A 16,087-nucleotide genomic window follows, 5' to 3' on the forward strand; every position below is an offset into this window, starting at 1 on the left:
GGGGGGGGGGGGGCGGGGGGGGGGGTTGCGCGGCGCGGCGGTGTGGGGGGGGGGGGGGGGGCCCCCCCCCCCCCCCGGGGGGGGGGGGGGGGGGGCCCCCCCCCCCCCCCCCCCTCTCCGCGAGCACGGTGCTGGGAGAGCCCCCCTCACCCGCCGCACTTCGTGCGTCGGCCTCTCCCCGCACGCGGGGAGAGGCGAAGGAAGCCCCCTCTTCCTCCGGCAACAGATCCCGCAGGCTCACACCGAGCCGCGGCGTCGCGCGCATCAGCTTCTTGGTGTAGGGGTGCTGCGGGTTCGCAAAAATGTCGGCAGCCTTTGCGGTCTCGACGACGCGGCCCTTTTCCATCACCACGACGCGGTCGCAATAGGCGGCGGCGAGACCGAGATCGTGGGTGATGAGAATCGTCGACATCGCCTTGCGCTTGGTCAGCTCGACGATCAGGTCCATCACCGCCTTCTGGGTGGTAACGTCGAGGCCGGTGGTCGGCTCGTCCGCGATCAGGAGCTGCGGATTGCATGCGAGCGCAAGCGCGATGACGACGCGCTGGCACATGCCGCCTGACAGTTCGAACGGATAGGCGTGGTACCGCTCGCGCGGGCGGGCGATCTTGACCTGCTCCAGCGCCTCGATCGCCTTCTCGCCGTGATCCGAAACCATCGCCTGCTGCACATGGGTGCGCAAGACGTCCTCGATCTGATCGCCGACTTTCCGGATCGGGTTCAGCGCGGCGCGCGGGTTCTGGAAGATCATCGAGACTTCGCGACCGCGCAGGTCGCGCATCTGGTCTTCGGTCGCGGCCTTCACGTCGATGCCGGAGAACATCACCGAGCCTTCGGCGATCCGCCCCGCCCGATCGAGGATGCGCATCACTGCATAGGACGTCACCGACTTGCCCGAGCCGGACTCGCCGACGATGGCGAGCGTCTCGCCCTTGGCAACGGAGATGTTGACGTGCTGCACGGCTTTGACGATGCCGCGGCGGGTGGTGAATTCGACCGTGAGGTCCTGGACGTCGAGCAGCGGCTGGGCGGTCATGAAGGCCTCCCGTCACTCAAAAAGTGCGAAAACAACCCCATGCACAGTAGAATGGCATTGTAATTATTGGAGAATTTTTGACGGAAATTTGCCATCACGTCCTCCGCTGCGGGTCGACGATGTCGCGGAGGCCGTCGCCGAGGAGGTTGAAGCAGAACACGGCGATCATCAGAGCAAGGCCGGGGAATAGCGCGATCCACCATTCGCCCGACACCATGAAGCCCGCGCCTTCCGCGACCATGATGCCCCATTCGGCGGTCGGCGGGCGGACGCCGAGGCCGATGAAGGAGAGGCCTGCGGCATTGAGGATGGCGTAGCCCATGGTCAGCGACATCTGCACGATCATGATCGGCATGATGTTCGGGAGAATATGCACGAGCAGGATGCGGAATTCGCCGTTGCCGGAGAGCCGCGCGGCCTGCACGAAGCCGGCATTGCGGCGGACATTGGCCTCGGCGCGCGCGACGCGGGCATAGAGCGGGAAGTTCACGATGGCGGTGGCCAGGATGATGTTCTGCACGGTGTTGCCGAGCGCGGCGACGATACCCATCGCCAGCACGAACAGCGGGAAGGCCATGATGGTATCGGCGATGCGGCCGACGATGCGATCGGTCCAGCCACCGAAATAGCCGGCCGCGATGCCGGCAAGCCCGCCCATCAGGAACACCAGCACGACGGATGCGACCGCGATGAACGTATCGAGCCGCGTCGCCACGATGACGCGGCTAAAAATGTCGCGGCCGAGCTGGTCGGTGCCGAACCAATGCGCCATCGACGGCGGCTTCAGCGCCGCGGCGGTATCGGAAGCGAGCGGATCATACGGCACCACGTAGGGGCCGAAGATCGCCGCGACGAGGATCACGATCAGCAACGCGAAGGCGAAACCCGTGACCTTGTTTTCGCCGAGAACGTAGCGGGTCTGTTCGAGAATCGCGACCAGCCCCGAGGTCCGCGCAGGGCCGACGGGTTCAACAGCAGGCGCAACGGAGCTCATGATTTAGCCCTCCAACCTGACACGCGGATCGATCACGCCGTAGAGAATGTCGATCACGAGATTGAGCAGCACGTACATGACCGCCATGGTCAGCACAAAACCTTGCACCGGCGCGAAGTCGGACGAGATCAGCGCCTCCACCGCGTAAGAGCCGATGCCGGGCCAGGCGAACACTTTTTCCACCAGCACGTTGGCCCCTAACAGAAACGAGAACACCATGCTGAGCGTGGTGATCACGGGGAGCATCGCATTGCGGAACGCGTAGGTGATGATGACGGTCGACGGCGACAGGCCGCTGGCGCGCGCCGTACGCACGAACTCCGACGACAACACCGCCAGCATCGAGGCGCGCGTCATGCGCGCGATCGGCGCCAGCGAGAAGATCGCGAGCGTCGTCGCCGGCAGGATGAGCTGGCTCAGCGCCGAGCGGAACGCCTCGAAGTCGCGCGCGATCAGCGTGTCGATCAGATAGAAGCCGGTGATGGTCGGCGGCGCGCTGTAGAACACGTCGAGACGGCCGAGCGGCGCCGGCGACCAGCCGAGCCGGAAATAGAAGACATAGACCAGCACGAGGCCGGTGAAGAACACCGGCAACGACACGCCCGCCGTCGTCGTGACCCGGCAGAGATGGTCGACCCATGATCCCGGTCGCGTCGCCGCCAGCACGCCGAGCGGAATGGCGATCACGACCGAAACGATGAGGCCGAGCAGCGTCAGCTCGGCGGAAGCCGGCAGGCGGTTGCGGATCTCGGCCGCGACCGGCTGTCCCGTGGTGAGCGAGTTGCCGAAATCGCCATGGGCGAGGTCGTTGGTGTAGCGGAAGAACTGCTCGATCAGCGGCCTGTCGAGGCCGAGCTTCTTGCGGATCTGCTCGACGGCTTCCTTGGTCGCTGCGGGACCGGCGAAGTAGGCGGCGGGATCACCGGGCAACGCGCGCGTCAGCAGGAAGGTGACGATGACGACCCCGATCAGCGAGGGAATCGCGAACATCAGACGCTTGCCGATCATGGTCAGCATGGTGACCTCCTCGTGCGCTCAGGTTGGAAATGAGATCGCGCCGCTTGCACCGCTGCGTTCCCTCCCCCCTTGCGGGGGAGGGTTAGGGAGAGGGGTGGCTCCGGGAGAGGTCGGAATTCGTGGCTACCCCTCTCCCTGCCCCTCCCCCGCAAGGGGGGAGGGAATGAGAGGGCGGTGGCCACCTCACTCGAGTCCGGAAGACCACCACATGCCGATGCGTCGCCGACGATCAGCATGACGGCTCACCCCTTCACCAGCGCGCGGTAATCCAGCCTCCGGTGGAACCAGTATTGGTAGCCGCTGATGTTCTTCTGCATCGCGACGTTGACGAAGGGCTGGTAGAGCGGGATGCGCGGGATGTCGGTGAAAGCGAGATCGACGAAGCCCTTCACGTCGGCATCGTAGGTCGCGGTGTCGCCGGTCGCCGCCGCCGTGCGGGCGCCGTCGATCAGCTTGTCCATCTCCGCCGACTTGTAGCTCATGGTGTTGAAGACGGAATTGTTGCCGTGATAGCACCAGTAGAAGAAGTACTCGGGGTAATCGAGCCAGCCCGAGAACACGTTGGTGAAGAGCGGCATCTCCTTCTTGTTCAACTCGGTGCGCCAGTTGGCGCCGGGCACCTTGTTGATGGTGGTCTTGATGCCGATCTGCGCGAGGCTCTCCTGCACCAGCACGCAGAGCGGCTCGTTGACGCCCGCGAAGTTGAGATCGAACGAGATCGTGGTCTCGAAGCCGTTGGCGAGGCCTGCCTCCGCCATCAGCGCTTTCGCCTTCTCGATGTCGGTGTTGTATTTGTGCGGCTGCGGCCAGGCGACTTCGGTCGGCTTGTCCTTGGGCGCGCCGAACATCGGGTTGGCGAGGCCGAACATCACCGCGTCCATGATCTTCTGATAGGGCAGCGCATAGGCAACCGCCTGGCGAACTTTTGGATTATCGAACGGCGGCTTGGTGACGTTCATGCCGATATACTGGATGCCGTTGGAGAACGGCAGCGACACGACGTTGAGCTTGCCGTTCGCCTTCATCTCCTGAAAATCCTTGTTGGGCAGCTCGTAGGAGATGTCGGCGTCGCCCCGCTCCAGCAGCGCGCGGCGGTTGCCGGCCTGCGGCACCATGCGCCAGATCACGCGCTTGATCTTCGGCAATGGACCGCAGACCCAATCCTCGTTGCGCTCCATGATGACTTCGGTGCCGGCGGTCCACTTCGTCACCTTGTAGGCGCCGGAGCCCGCGGTCTGCTGCTTGGTGAATTCGAGACCCCAGGGGTCCTTCTCACTGGCGTTCTTCTTCACCAGCTCGGAGTTGACGATGCAGGGCACGATGACCGCGAGATCGGGGATCGTCAGCTTGTCCTTCTTCAGGAAGTCGACGCGCACGGTGGTGTCGTCGATCACGACGAACTGCTCCGGCTTGGTCAGCGAGCCCGCGCTCATCTGGAAGGTTGGGAAGCCGCCGACGCTGACGGCGCGGTCAAGCGACCACTTCACGTCCTTGGCGGTGACAGGCGTGCCGTCGTGGAATTTGGCGTTCTTGCGCAGCTTGAAGGTGACCGACATGTCGTCGATCTTCATCTCCTCGGCGAGTTCGCCCTTGAACTTGTCGCGGTCGTAATAGGGCACGCCGCCAGGGCCGGCCTTCATCTCGTGGCTGATCAGGCGGTCGTAGCAATTCCACGACACTTCGTAGCCGGGCACGTTGGTGCCGACGCCGTGGATGTCGAGATTGTTCGGGCCGCCTTCCGAGACGATCAGCAGCGTCTCCGAACGCGCATCGGCATAGGCGGTGGAGATGACCTGTGGCATCGCCGGAAGCGCCGCGCCTGCGGCCAATCCGGACACGGACTTGAGGAAATCGCGGCGCTTCATGGAAAATGCTCCAACGCAAAAGTTTCTGGTTGGAACAAGGATTCGCAAGGTTCGTGCCAGCGCTTAATGGGATCTTATTTTCCAGATAAAGCGTTGATTCCAATCGATATTTTTGTGATTTCGGCGGCTGATCGCCTTTTGGGCAAGCCGGTCAATTGCATACAAAGATGCGATTCTGCTCCAAAAATAAGCTGAAAGATTGAGCGCTGCCGGATTGAGCAGGACGTCGCAGATGGCCTGGGCGGTTCAGCCCGACCAGATCAGATCCTGGAGTTCGACGAGATCGTTCGCCCTGTCCTGCCAACCATCGATACAGACGTGGCTGTTGAGGTCGCTGGCGCGGTGCAGCAGCATCAGCGCCATCAGCCGGCGCTTCAGTGCGAAATCCAGCTTCGCATAGCCAAAGCCCTCGAGCAGGCTGCGCACCCTCCCCGGCCGGCCCGCCGCCATGAAGGCGCCGGGGCCGAGCAGATCGTAGTCGCGCCATCCCGTCAGCACGTCGCCGAAGTCGAACAGGCCCGCGAGCGACCATTGATCGTCATGACAGGCGAGCAGGAAGTTCTGAGGGATATATTCGCCGACCAGGATCACCGGCGGCGCATCCATCGGGATCAGTTTTGCAGCGTCACGCAGGAGATCGTCGAGGCCTTCGAGGAATTTCGGTGCAAGGCCGAGGCGCATGTGCCGCGCCCTGCAGCCTTGCATCTGGGCGCGCATGAACGCATCCCAGCGCGGCTCGATCTCCACCAGCGATCCAAGCGGCGCGCGCTGCACGGCGGCGATGGTCTCGCCGATCTGGCGCAGCAGGCGCTCCTTCTGCGCTTCGGCCAATTGCGGCCACACCTCCGAGCCGAGCGTGCCGGCAAGGCGCGTGATGACGAGGTAAGGCCAGCCGTCGCGCTCACCCTCCGCGACGATCTCCGGGATCGGCAGATGAAGGCGGCCGGCAAGCTGCGCCAGGGACCCGCGTTCGGAGACGAATTGCGCGCGCAACAGCGGCGGGAAGATTTTCAGGATCAGCTTCTCACTGAGGCCGACGACGAGATTGGTGCCGGTCGCAAACACGTGCGGCGAACTGGTATCGAGACCATGGCTGCGCGCGATGTCGATCGCAATTCCCAGCCATTGCCGTGGATCAGAGCGAAAGGCGAGAAAGCTGTCCGCGTCGGTGAAGTGAGGTAGTTTCATCGACATCGCAACCTTATGCATTTCAAAAGCAGTTCCCCTCTCGGCCCATCCTTCGAGACGCCCGCTTTGGCGGGCTCCTCAGGATGAGGGCGGAGTGCGTGGCAGCGATTTTGGCAGGCACCGATGCCGCTTAGCCTCATCCTGAGGAGACCGCGAAGCGGTCGTCTCGAAGGACGAGGCGCGCGCTCAGGCATACGCTACCGGTCCGGGCTGGCGCGCTCGAACTGGCGCAGCAGCTTGTTGCCGCGCTCGACCGCGGCATCGAGCGCTGCCTGCGCGCCCTTCTGGCCGGTAAAGGCCTGCTCCAGCTCGTCCTCGATTGCGCCGCGGATCAGCACGAAGGAGCCGAGCCGGATGCCCTTCGAGTTCTCCGTCGGCTGATGCAGCGTGATCTCCTCGAACGAGATCGCGGAGCCCGGATTGCGCTCGTAAAAACCCTGCGCGCGCGTCAGCTCGAAGGCGGCGCGGGTGATCGGCAGATAGCCGGTGTTCTGGTGCCAGGCGGCCTGCACGCCGGGCTGCGACAGATAGGCGAAGAACCGCGCCACGCCCTTGTATTCCGCGCGCGGGCGGTCGCGCAGCACCCACAGCGTGGCGCCGCCGATGATCGAATTCTGCGGCGCGTTCTTCACATCGGGCCAGTACGGCATCATGCCGTAGCCGATATCGAACTTCGAATTCGCCTTGATGTCGGCCCGCGTCGCCGAGGAGCCGATGAAGATGCCGCATTCGCCCTTCTGGAAGCGCGGCTCGGCCGACTGCCCGCGGCCGCCGTAATCGAACACCTTGTCCTTCTGCCACTCGGCGAGCTGGGCGATGTGTTGCACGACGACCGGGTTGTTGATGGTCAGCTCGGCATCCAGCCCCGCAAAGCCATTGGTCCGCGTCGCGAGCGGCAGATTGTGGAAGGCGGAGAAATTCTCGATGTGGATCCAGGACGGCCAGGAGGTGGTGAAGCCGCACACAGCGCCGCGCTCGCGCAGGCGTTTTGCGGCAAGCCCAAGCTCGGGCCATGTCTTCGGCGGCGTCTCCGGATCGAGGCCCGCGTCGCGGAACATGGTCTTGTTGTAATAGAGGATCGGCGTCGAGGAATTGAACGGGAAGGACAACAGATTGCCGGCCGCGTCGGTGTAATAGCCGGAGACTGCGGGAAGGTAATCGCCGAGCGAGAACGGCTCGTTCATGTCCCGCATCATGGTGAACACGGGATAGATCGCGCCCTTGGCCGCGGTCATGGTGGCGGTCGCGACCTCGTTGACCTGGACGATCGCCGGCTGGCTGCGCGAGCGGAAGGCGAAGATCGCCGCCGTCACGGTCTCGGTGTAGTTGCCCTTGTAAGCAGGCACGATGCGGTAATCGGATTGCGAGGCGTTGAAATCGGCGGCGAGCTTCTCGAGCTGCCGGCCGAGCTCGCCGGACATGGCGTGCCACAGCGCGATGTCGGTTGCGGCGCGCGCCTGAACAGGCATTGCGAGGACGATGAAAGCGGCGAGGATCCGCAAAAGACTCGATGCTGAAATCACGATGGCTCTTCCCGTGTCGCGCGGCAAAGGCGACCGTACCTGCTTAAGGCGCGGCATTTCCTGTTTCAACCGGGAATGAGCGGTGGCTGCGCCGCACAATTCCCCCGCCGGGTGCGGCGGGATGGCCTTCCCTCAACCATCTGCTAGATTGCATTGAACCTTTTTGCTTCGCCATAGACTCCACCACTGAGGGGTTGAGTGTGCCAGTGCTGAACCGTGCCGAACTCTCGCGGACCGGGTTGATCTTCGTCGCGCTTCTGCTCGCGGTCTGCGCGACGGGCGCAGCTGCGCGCGAATTCCGCGCCGCCGACACCCAGGCCGAGGATTACCCGACCGTCCAGGCGCTGCGCTACATGGGCGCGCTGATCGTTGAGCGCACCGGCGGCCGGCACGAGATCAAGGTGTTCCACTCCCGTCAGCTCGGCGAAGAGAAGGAGACCATCGAGCAGACCAGGGTCGGCGCGATCGACCTCAACCGGACCAATGTGGCGCTGATCGGCAACTTCGTCCCGGCGATGAACGTGCTCGCCATGCCGTTCCTGTTCCGGTCCATCGAGCACATGCAGAAGGTGCTGGACGGGCCGATCGGCAGCGAGATCCTCGGCAGTTTCGAGCCCTACGGCTTCGTCGGGCTCGCCTTCTACGATTCCGGCGCGCGGTCGATCTACAACGGCGTCCGTCCGATACGGAGTGTCGCCGACCTCAGGGGATTGCGGATCCGGGTGCAGCAGTCGGAGTTGATGAGCGAGATGATTCGCTCGCTCGGCGCCGAACCGGTCGAGATGCCCTATGGGCAGGTGCTCACCGGGCTTGCCAACCATCTGATCGACGGCGCCGAAAACAACTGGCCATCTTTCGTGACGACAGACCATTACAAACATGCCGGCCACCTCGCGCTCACCGAGCACACGATGAGCCCGGAAGTGCTGGTGATCTCGCTGAAGGCCTGGAAGAGCCTGTCGGCGGACGACCAGCAGATCTTCCGCGAGGCCGCGGCTCGCTCCAGCCGGTTCATGCGCGAGAAGTGGCGCGACCTCGAGGAGCAGTCGCAGCACGAGGCTGAAGCCGCCGGCATCATCGTCGCTAGGGATATCGACCGCAAGCCGTTCGAGGACGCGATGGCTGCGATCTATGCTAAGGCGGGGCGCGATCCCGCCGCGGCCGCGCTGATCGAACGCATTCGCAAGGTGGAGTGAGCCGCTTGGCTGCACTTGGACACAGCGAGCACGCAGACAGGCCGCCCGGCCCGCTCGGGCGGCTGCGCGCACGCCTGGTCGGGATGCTCCGCGCGGTGCCGATCCGCTGGCGCATCCTGTCGATCGCGGCGCTGAACTCGGCCGTGGTCGTGGTGCTGGTGGGGCTGATCTGGAACGGCACGCAGGTGCTGGGCTCGGCCTGGGGCGACGTCCGCCAGGTGCGCGAGTCCGATCGTATCCTGGCGCTGCTCGAGAGCGAGACCGGGCGCCTGCACAATCTGATCCACCGCTACATCAACCAGCCGAGCCCGGACCTGTTTGCCGAGATCCTGCTGCTGCGCGAGGCGGTGCTGGGCACGCTGACCGACCGTGCCGCCAAGGACCCGATGCTGTCGGGCTCGGTCGAGGAGCTGGAGCGCACCACCGACCGCTTCCTCAACGGCTTCGGCGAGCTGCGCAGCGTGCAGGCGACCATCGCCAAGACCTATGAGGAGCAGGTGCAGGGCCCGGCCAGGGACATGGCCGGTCTCTATTCCATCATCGAAGGCGCCACCGGCCATCGCGACGCCTTAATCTGGCCCTCGCTCGGCAAGTCGCGCGAGGCCTTCACCGCGATGCTGGTCGCGGCGAATTCCTATTATCTCTCGCTCTCGCCGGGTGCCGCCGACGACGCGCGCCGCAACACCGAGACGATCGAGAAGACCATTCCGGTCATGATCGATCTCGCCGACAACGACCTGCAGCGCATGGCGCTGCAGCGGCTCGGGACCCGCACCATGGCGCTGCGCGAGGGTTTTGCAAAACTCTCCGAGCAGCTGACGAGCCGCACCGAATTGCTGCGCAACACCATCGACGCCAGCCAGGCCGAGGCGATCGGCGCCATCGACGACCTCTCCACCAAGATGCGCCAGCGCGAGCAGAAGGCGCAGGAGACGTTTGATCGCACCCTCGCCGATATCTCGCGGCGGGTGCTGTCGATCGCGGTGATCTTTCTCGGCATCATCCTCACCGCCGGCGTGCTGATCGCGCTGTCGATCCGCCTGCCGCTGCAGCAGATCATGACCGCGATGCGCGCGATCACGCTCGGCGACCTCGACCGCGAGGTGCAGGGCACCAAGGCACGCGACGAGGTCGGCGCCATGGCGCGCGCCGTCGAGGTGTTCCGCGAGAACGCGATCGCGAAGCGCGAGACCGAGGACGAGCTGCGCGCGTCCAAGGAGAAGGCCGAAAGCGCGCTGCTCGAGCTCAACACCGCGCAGCAGAATTTGATCGACGCCGAACGGCTGGCGGCGCTCGGCGGCCTCGTCGCCGGCGTCGCGCACGAGGTCAACAACCCGATCGGCATCAGCCTGACCGTCGCTTCCAGCTTCGCCCGGCGCACCGAGATCTTCGAGGCCCAGCTCAAGGGCGACGGCGGCCTGCGCCGCTCGCAGCTGGAGGAATTCGTGCAGTCCTCGCGCGACGCCTCGCAGCAGCTCGTCGCCAACCTCACCCGCGCCGGCGAGCTGATCCAGTCGTTCAAGCAGGTCGCGGTCGACCGCTCGCATGCCGAGCGGCGGCAGTTCTCACTCAGCGAAGCCACCGACCAGATCATCGCCAGCCTGCGTCCGGTCCTGAAGCGCTCGCCGATCACGCTCCAGGCCGACGTGCCCGAGGGGCTCCTGCTCGACGGCTATCCCGGCTCCTACGGCCAGATCCTGACCAACCTCTTCCTCAACGCCGCCAACCACGCCTTTGCCGACGGCCGCGCCGGCACGATCACGATCTCGGCGCGGCCGCGCGGGACCGACGACATCGAGATCATCTTCGCCGATGACGGGGCCGGCATGACCCCTGACGTGCAGCGCCAGGCCTTTGACCCATTCTTTACCACCCGGCGCAATGAAGGTGGTACGGGACTCGGCTTGCATATCGTCTATAACCTTGTCACCCAGCAGCTCGGCGGGCGCATGATGCTGGAATCCAAGCTGGGACAAGGCACTACTTTTCGCATTATCATGCCCCGGGTCGCCAAGGGCGGCGCGCAAAGCACAGAGACTGACGGGACTTCTCAATGGCCGAACAGGACGATGTCCTCCACCTGATCGACGATACCGGTACCGCACCGGAGGACCAGAACGCACGGAAGTGGAAGATCGCCGTCATCGACGACGATCCGGCCGTGCATGACGGCACCCGCTTCGCGCTGTCCGACTACAGCCTCAACGGCCAGGGGCTGGAGATCCTCTCCGCCCATTCCGCGGCGGAAGGTCGCAAGCTGATGGCCGCGCATGGCGATATCGCCGCCGTGCTGCTCGACGTCATCATGGAGACCGATGTCGCCGGCCTCGAGCTGGTCGAGTTCATCCGCAACGAGCTCAAGAACGAGACCGTGCGTATCATCCTGCGCACGGGACAGCCCGGCCAGGCGCCGGAGCGGCGCGTGATCGTCCAGTACGACATCAACGACTACAAGGCCAAGACCGAGCTCACCGCCGACAAGCTGTTCACCTCGCTGACCGCGGCGCTGCGCTCCTATCAGCAGCTCGAGCGCATGGTGCAGACGCGGCGCGGGCTCGAGATCATCATCGACGCCGCCTCGACGCTGTACGACTTCAAGTCGATGCAGCGTCTCGCCGAGGGCGTGCTGACCCAGCTCGCCTCGCTGCTCAATGTCGATTGCGCTGGCATACTGGTGCTGCGCGACAATGGCGGCGTGGACCCCGAGCTCTCCGTGCTCGCCGGCAGCGGCTGCTACAGCCGCTTCATCGGCACGACCTCGTCGAAGGCGCTCGACCCCGATCTGCGGACGATGGTGGAAGCCGCGTTCCAGGGCCGCAAGAACGAATTCGCCGACCACCGCAGCGTGATCTATCTGCGGACCGGCTCCGGCCGTGAGGTGGTGGTGCTGCTGCAGGCCGAACGCGAGCTGTCCGAGACCGACCGCTCGCTGGTCGAGATCTTCTCCAGCCGGCTCTCGATCGCCTTCGACAACGTCATCCTCTACCAGCAGCTCCAGGACGCCAACACGCAGCTCGAGGACCGCGTCGCCCAGCGCACCCGCGCGCTGATGCAGGCCAACCGCCGCCTCTCGGCGCAATGGCTGCGGCTGCAGCGCGCCAACGGCTTCAAGAACGAGATTCTCGGCACCGTCGCCCACGACCTCAAGAACCCGCTGGGCGTGATCCTCGGCCGCACCGAGATGCTGAAGGAGCTGATCTCGACCGGCGCCTCGTCCGACGGCGTGGTCGCCCAGGTCGATCACATCCGCGATGCGACGAAGCGCCTGACCACGATGGTCGATCATCTGATCTCCGACGCGATGGCCGATGCCTTCGACATCACCATCCGCCGCGAGCCGGTCGACGTCGCGGCGCTGGTGAAAGAGGTCGCCGATGCCAACCACCCGCTCGCGGTCAACAAGCAGCAGGCGATCAGCGTCACGGCGCCACCCAACATCGTCACCATGTGCGACACCGACCGCATCCGCGAGGCGATCGACAATCTGATCAGCAACGCCATCAAATACAGCCCGATCGGCGGCAAGATCATCGTCGCCGTCACCCATGAGGCCAGCGATACCGTCGTCCGCGTCAGCGACGAGGGCGCCGGCCTGTCGCCGGAGGATCTCGGCCGCCTGTTCGGCCGGTTCCAGCGGCTGTCGGCCAAACCGACCGCGGGCGAGAGCTCGACGGGGCTTGGGCTTTCCATCGTCAAGCGTATTATCGACATGCATGGCGGCGAGGTGACGGCCGAGAGCGACGGTCCCGGCAAGGGATCGACCTTCACCATCACCCTGCCCGCGACCGAGTTGCCGTGATTCGAGTACCGAGATCTGAGTGATATGACCCAAAGCCAGCACATCATGATCGTCGACGACGAGGCCCCGGCCCGGGAGATGGTCGGCGATTACCTCAAGATGCACGGCTTCACCGTGACGCTGTGCGACGGCGGCAAGAGTTTGCGCACCGCGATCGACGGCAGCATGCCCGACCTCGTTGTGCTCGACCTCAACATGCCCGAGGAAGACGGCCTCTCGATCATCCGCGACCTCAAGAGCCGCATCAACGTGCCCGTGATCATGCTGACGGCGACCGCGAGCCCGATCGACCGCGTCGTCGGCCTCGAGCTCGGCGCCGACGATTACGTGGCAAAGCCCTGCGAGCTGCGCGAGCTGATGGCGCGCATCCGCTCGGTGTTGCGGCGAAGCACGCCGGTGAAGGCGGCCGAGACCACGCCCGCCAAATCGGACAAGGATCAATTGGTGCGCTTCGGCACCAAATGGCTCGACCTCGAAGCGCAGGCCTTGCGCGACGACGAAGGCAACGAGCATCCGCTCACCGCGTCCGAGTTCGGGCTGCTCAAGGTGTTCGCGGCCAATCCGAAGCGCGTGCTGTCGCGCGAACGCCTGCTCGAACTGGCCAATGCGCGCGACGCCGAAGCCTTCGACCGCGCCGTGGATCTGCGCATCATGCGCATCCGCCGCAAGATCGAGCCCGACCCGACCAAGCCAGCCGTGATCCGCACCATCCGCGGCGGCGGCTATCTGTTCTCGCCCGCGGGCGAGAAGGCGTAAGCGCGCGGTACCTACCGCTGTCGTCCCGGGCTCGCTTCACACCCCGGAATGACGGCATGGGCGGCGCGACCGAACGCAAAGCCCGGAATTTCGTTCCCGGCTGCCCCGGACGCTCCCCAATCCCGACCTCCGTATTTTCCGTACATTGAAATTCCACGGCTTTTCGCCCCGAATGTTTCGTCGCGGCCTGTCCGACGAAACAATTTGGCGGCGCACGAAACCATTTTTCGCTTTTCGTGCAGACGTCCCGAAACGTTCGCTGATTAACACTTTGGTCCAAGGAAACGCCGCTCGGTTGCGGCGCTACGGGGAGCTAAGTCAATGCCGAACGTCATCGCCATCAACGCCCAAGCCAGCCAGAGCATCATTGCCGCTCAGGCGACCTCGGACGACATGCTCCTGGAGAGCATTGCGGACGGCAACCGGACGTCCATGCACATCCTCTATTGCCGGCACAATGTGCGGGTTTATCGCTTCATCCTGCGCATCGTGCGTGACGCGACCACGGCCGAAGACCTCGTCAGCCAGGTGTTCCTCGACGTGTGGCGCACCGCGGGCCAGTTCCAGGGCCGCTCGCAGGTTTCGACCTGGCTGCTCTCGATCGCACGCTTCAAGGCGCTGACCGCGATGCGCCAGCGCCGCTTCGAGGACATCGACCAGGACGACGTGCGCCAGATTCCTGACGATGCCGAGACGCCGGAGACCTCGCTCGACCGCAACGACACCAGCGCCATCCTGCGCGCCTGCGTGCAAAAGCTGTCGCCCGCGCATCGCGAGATCATCAACCTCGTCTACTACCATGAGAAGTCGGTGGAGGAGGTCGGCCAGATCATCGGCATCCCGCAGAGCACGGTGAAGACCCGGATGTTCTATGCCCGCAAGCAACTGGCCGATTTGCTTAAGGGCGCCGGCGTCGACCGTTTCGCCGCCTAAGACCAAGGATTTCAATGGGATAGGACCGAACTTTCGCCCCTGTCCCCGGACACGGAAGTGTTACCGCCGACGAAATAATTGAAACAAAGCACAACATCAGGCGGAAAAACTTCCCTCCTATAAAGCTCACATACGGTTTCGTTAAACCTCCCAAGACTTCCAGCGACCCGGACGGGATGCCCCCCTCCGGGTCGTTTTGTGTTTGGCGGGCTGAGGCCCATTCTCGCCACCCAAGTGAGGCGGGCACCGCTCCATCATTCCCTCCCCCCTTGCGGGGGAGGGAGCGCGCCGGCGCCGTGGCCAACAGGGCTGCCTCGCAATGCCGCCCGGCACGCCCCACACCAAGCAGCCGCCCCCTCACGAACGTGTGACGCCACGTAACAACGCGCGCATCCATCCCGAACTGCCCTCGTGACCTCCTGCGCGAGTGCCCGATGCTCGAACTTGTCTTCGCCGTCCTTGCCGGCATCCTCACCATCGCCGCGCCCTGCACGCTGCCGATGCTGCCGATCCTGCTCGGCGCCTCGATCGGGCGGGCGGGGCACTTGCGGCCCGCGATGATCGCGCTCGGCTTCGTCGTCTCGTTCTCGGCGACCGCGCTGCTGTTGGGTGCGATCACGCGGCTGTTCGATTTCGATCCGAACGTGCTGCGCGAGGCCGCGTCGATCCTGCTGCTCGGCTTCGGCCTGTTGATGCTGTGGCCGGCGCCGTTCGAATGGCTGTCGATCCGGCTCAATGGCTGGCTCGATCTCGGCAATGCCGGCGCCGTGCAGCGCGAGGGTGCGCTTGGCGGCCTCGTGCTCGGCACCACGCTCGGCCTGGTCTGGACGCCCTGCGCCGGTCCCGTGCTCGGCTCGATCCTGACGCTGGTCGCGACGTCGAAGAACGCCAGCTGGGCCGGCGTGCTGTTGATTGCCTATGCCATCGGCGCAGCGATCCCGATGCTCGCGATCGCCTATGGTGGACAGGCTGCGACCACGCGCGTGCGCAGCCTCGCGCGGATCTCGCCGCGGCTGCAGCAGGGCTTTGGTGTCGTCGTGATCGCCTTCGCGGTCGCGGCCTATTTCCAATACGACACGCTGATCGTGGCGTGGCTCACCGGATTCTATCCCACCGGCCAGATCGGCCTGTGATCATCCCTCATCTTCACCGGAGGACGCTTCCATGACTTTCAAACTGCTCGCCGTCTCCGCCGCACTGATCGGCATGGCCGTGACAGGCGCCGTCATCCCCGGCATCTGCGACGAGGCCGCGCGCGCCACCCCTGTCGTCACCGCTGCCGCAAGCCAGCAGACCGCGCCCGATTTCACCGGCATCAACACCTGGTTCAACTCGAAACCGCTCAGCATCGCCGACCTCCGCGGCAAGGTCGTGCTGGTCGACTTCTGGACCTATGGCTGCGTCAACTGCGTCAACACGCTGCCGCACGTCACCGACCTCTATGCCAAGTACAAGGACAAGGGCCTCGTCGTGGTCGGCGTGCATACGCCGGAATTCCCGTTCGAGCGCTCCGCCGCCAATGTGCAGGCCGCGCTCAAGCGCCACGGCATCACCTATCCGGTGGCGCAGGATAATGATTCCAAGACCTGGAACGCCTACCAGAACCAGTATTGGCCGGCGCAATACATCATCGACCAGAACGGCAAGATCGTGTTCCAGCACGAGGGCGAGGGCCGCTACGACGAGATCGACCGCACCGTGGCAAAGCTGCTGAACGCCAACAGCTGAGGCCGGATCGCCGCTGCCGCCGTTGTTGCTTGACTCCACGGACCCGTCCGTG

Annotated in this window: 13 protein-coding genes; 7 read left to right on the plus strand and 6 right to left on the minus strand. The window is 64.8% G+C overall.

Translation table 11 applies throughout. The features are described from left to right. The 6 genes from ABIA90_RS29370 to ugpB all read right to left on the minus strand — a co-directional run. Positions 1 to 1,036: ABC transporter ATP-binding protein (locus tag ABIA90_RS29370; RefSeq protein ID WP_354122489.1), on the minus strand; the 1,036-nt coding region annotated here is incomplete at its 3' end. Positions 1,037 to 1,130: 94 nt separating this feature from the next. Then, a complete protein-coding gene (locus ABIA90_RS29375) occupies positions 1,131 to 2,030 on the minus strand; it encodes an ABC transporter permease (RefSeq protein WP_028155196.1) in 900 nt (299 codons plus the stop codon). A gap of 3 nt (positions 2,031 to 2,033) precedes the next feature. Beyond that, positions 2,034 to 3,047 carry an ABC transporter permease gene (locus tag ABIA90_RS29380; protein WP_354118959.1) on the minus strand — a complete coding sequence of 338 codons (1,014 nt, stop codon included), beginning with the start codon at positions 3,045 to 3,047 and terminating at the stop codon, positions 2,034 to 2,036. A 242-nt stretch (positions 3,048 to 3,289) separates the two neighbouring features. Beyond that, on the minus strand, positions 3,290 to 4,912 hold the full coding sequence (locus tag ABIA90_RS29385; protein WP_354118960.1) for an ABC transporter substrate-binding protein: 1,623 nt from the start codon (positions 4,910 to 4,912) through the stop codon (positions 3,290 to 3,292). 246 nt (positions 4,913 to 5,158) lie between these two features. After that, the gene (locus ABIA90_RS29390) at positions 5,159 to 6,106 is read right to left on the minus strand and encodes an aminoglycoside phosphotransferase family protein (protein ID WP_354118961.1); all 948 of its coding nucleotides are present in this window, start codon (positions 6,104 to 6,106) and stop codon (positions 5,159 to 5,161) included. A gap of 191 nt (positions 6,107 to 6,297) precedes the next feature. Further along, a complete protein-coding gene (ugpB, locus tag ABIA90_RS29395; RefSeq protein WP_354113879.1) occupies positions 6,298 to 7,680 on the minus strand; it encodes a sn-glycerol-3-phosphate ABC transporter substrate-binding protein UgpB in 1,383 nt (460 codons plus the stop codon). Between the two features lie 143 nt (positions 7,681 to 7,823). On the opposite strand from ugpB, the gene ABIA90_RS29400 reads away from it, so the two are divergent. The 7 genes from ABIA90_RS29400 (at position 7,824) to ABIA90_RS29430 (ending at position 16,035) form a co-directional block, all read left to right on the plus strand. Next, complete coding sequence (locus ABIA90_RS29400) at positions 7,824 to 8,819, plus strand: TRAP transporter substrate-binding protein (RefSeq protein ID WP_354118962.1); 996 nt, start codon at positions 7,824 to 7,826, stop codon at positions 8,817 to 8,819. Between the two features lie 83 nt (positions 8,820 to 8,902). Then, a complete protein-coding gene (locus ABIA90_RS29405; RefSeq protein WP_223154137.1) occupies positions 8,903 to 10,903 on the plus strand; it encodes a sensor histidine kinase in 2,001 nt (666 codons plus the stop codon). Next, a complete protein-coding gene (locus tag ABIA90_RS29410; RefSeq protein WP_063979952.1) occupies positions 10,873 to 12,618 on the plus strand; it encodes an ATP-binding response regulator in 1,746 nt (581 codons plus the stop codon). Before ABIA90_RS29405 ends, ABIA90_RS29410 begins: the two co-directional genes overlap by 31 nt. A gap of 24 nt (positions 12,619 to 12,642) precedes the next feature. Continuing rightward, positions 12,643 to 13,374, plus strand: coding sequence for a response regulator (locus ABIA90_RS29415; protein WP_166348014.1), 732 nt, complete (start codon positions 12,643 to 12,645; stop codon positions 13,372 to 13,374). Between the two features lie 321 nt (positions 13,375 to 13,695). Next, positions 13,696 to 14,307, plus strand: a complete 612-nt coding sequence (locus ABIA90_RS29420) for a sigma-70 family RNA polymerase sigma factor (RefSeq protein ID WP_028151983.1) — start codon at positions 13,696 to 13,698, stop codon at positions 14,305 to 14,307. A 434-nt stretch (positions 14,308 to 14,741) separates the two neighbouring features. Continuing rightward, entirely contained in the window at positions 14,742 to 15,440 is a 699-nt protein-coding gene (locus tag ABIA90_RS29425) for a cytochrome c biogenesis CcdA family protein (protein ID WP_063979953.1), read from the plus strand. Between the two features lie 31 nt (positions 15,441 to 15,471). Next, positions 15,472 to 16,035 carry a thioredoxin family protein gene (locus ABIA90_RS29430; RefSeq protein ID WP_354118963.1) on the plus strand — a complete coding sequence of 188 codons (564 nt, stop codon included), beginning with the start codon at positions 15,472 to 15,474 and terminating at the stop codon, positions 16,033 to 16,035. Positions 16,036 to 16,087: the final 52 nt, after the last annotated feature.

This window comes from Bradyrhizobium sp. LA6.8 (assembly GCF_040547935.1).
GTDB lineage: Bacteria > Pseudomonadota > Alphaproteobacteria > Rhizobiales > Xanthobacteraceae > Bradyrhizobium > Bradyrhizobium barranii.

Bases quoted from the DNA above. Each gene is read 5' to 3' on its own strand.
- ABIA90_RS29375 (WP_028155196.1), bottom strand. From the start codon at position 2,030: ATGAGCTCCGTTGCGCCTGCTGTTGAACCCGTCGGCCCTGCGCGGACC.
- ABIA90_RS29380 (WP_354118959.1), bottom strand. From the start codon at position 3,047: ATGCTGACCATGATCGGCAAGCGTCTGATGTTCGCGATTCCCTCGCTG.
- ABIA90_RS29385 (WP_354118960.1), bottom strand. From the start codon at position 4,912: ATGAAGCGCCGCGATTTCCTCAAGTCCGTGTCCGGATTGGCCGCAGGC.
- ABIA90_RS29390 (WP_354118961.1), bottom strand. From the start codon at position 6,106: ATGTCGATGAAACTACCTCACTTCACCGACGCGGACAGCTTTCTCGCC.
- ugpB (WP_354113879.1), bottom strand. From the start codon at position 7,680: ATGCCGCGCCTTAAGCAGGTACGGTCGCCTTTGCCGCGCGACACGGGA.
- ABIA90_RS29405 (WP_223154137.1), top strand. From the start codon at position 8,903: ATGCTCCGCGCGGTGCCGATCCGCTGGCGCATCCTGTCGATCGCGGCG.
- ABIA90_RS29410 (WP_063979952.1), top strand. From the start codon at position 10,873: ATGGCCGAACAGGACGATGTCCTCCACCTGATCGACGATACCGGTACC.
- ABIA90_RS29415 (WP_166348014.1), top strand. From the start codon at position 12,643: ATGACCCAAAGCCAGCACATCATGATCGTCGACGACGAGGCCCCGGCC.
- ABIA90_RS29420 (WP_028151983.1), top strand. From the start codon at position 13,696: ATGCCGAACGTCATCGCCATCAACGCCCAAGCCAGCCAGAGCATCATT.
- ABIA90_RS29425 (WP_063979953.1), top strand. From the start codon at position 14,742: ATGCTCGAACTTGTCTTCGCCGTCCTTGCCGGCATCCTCACCATCGCC.
- ABIA90_RS29430 (WP_354118963.1), top strand. From the start codon at position 15,472: ATGACTTTCAAACTGCTCGCCGTCTCCGCCGCACTGATCGGCATGGCC.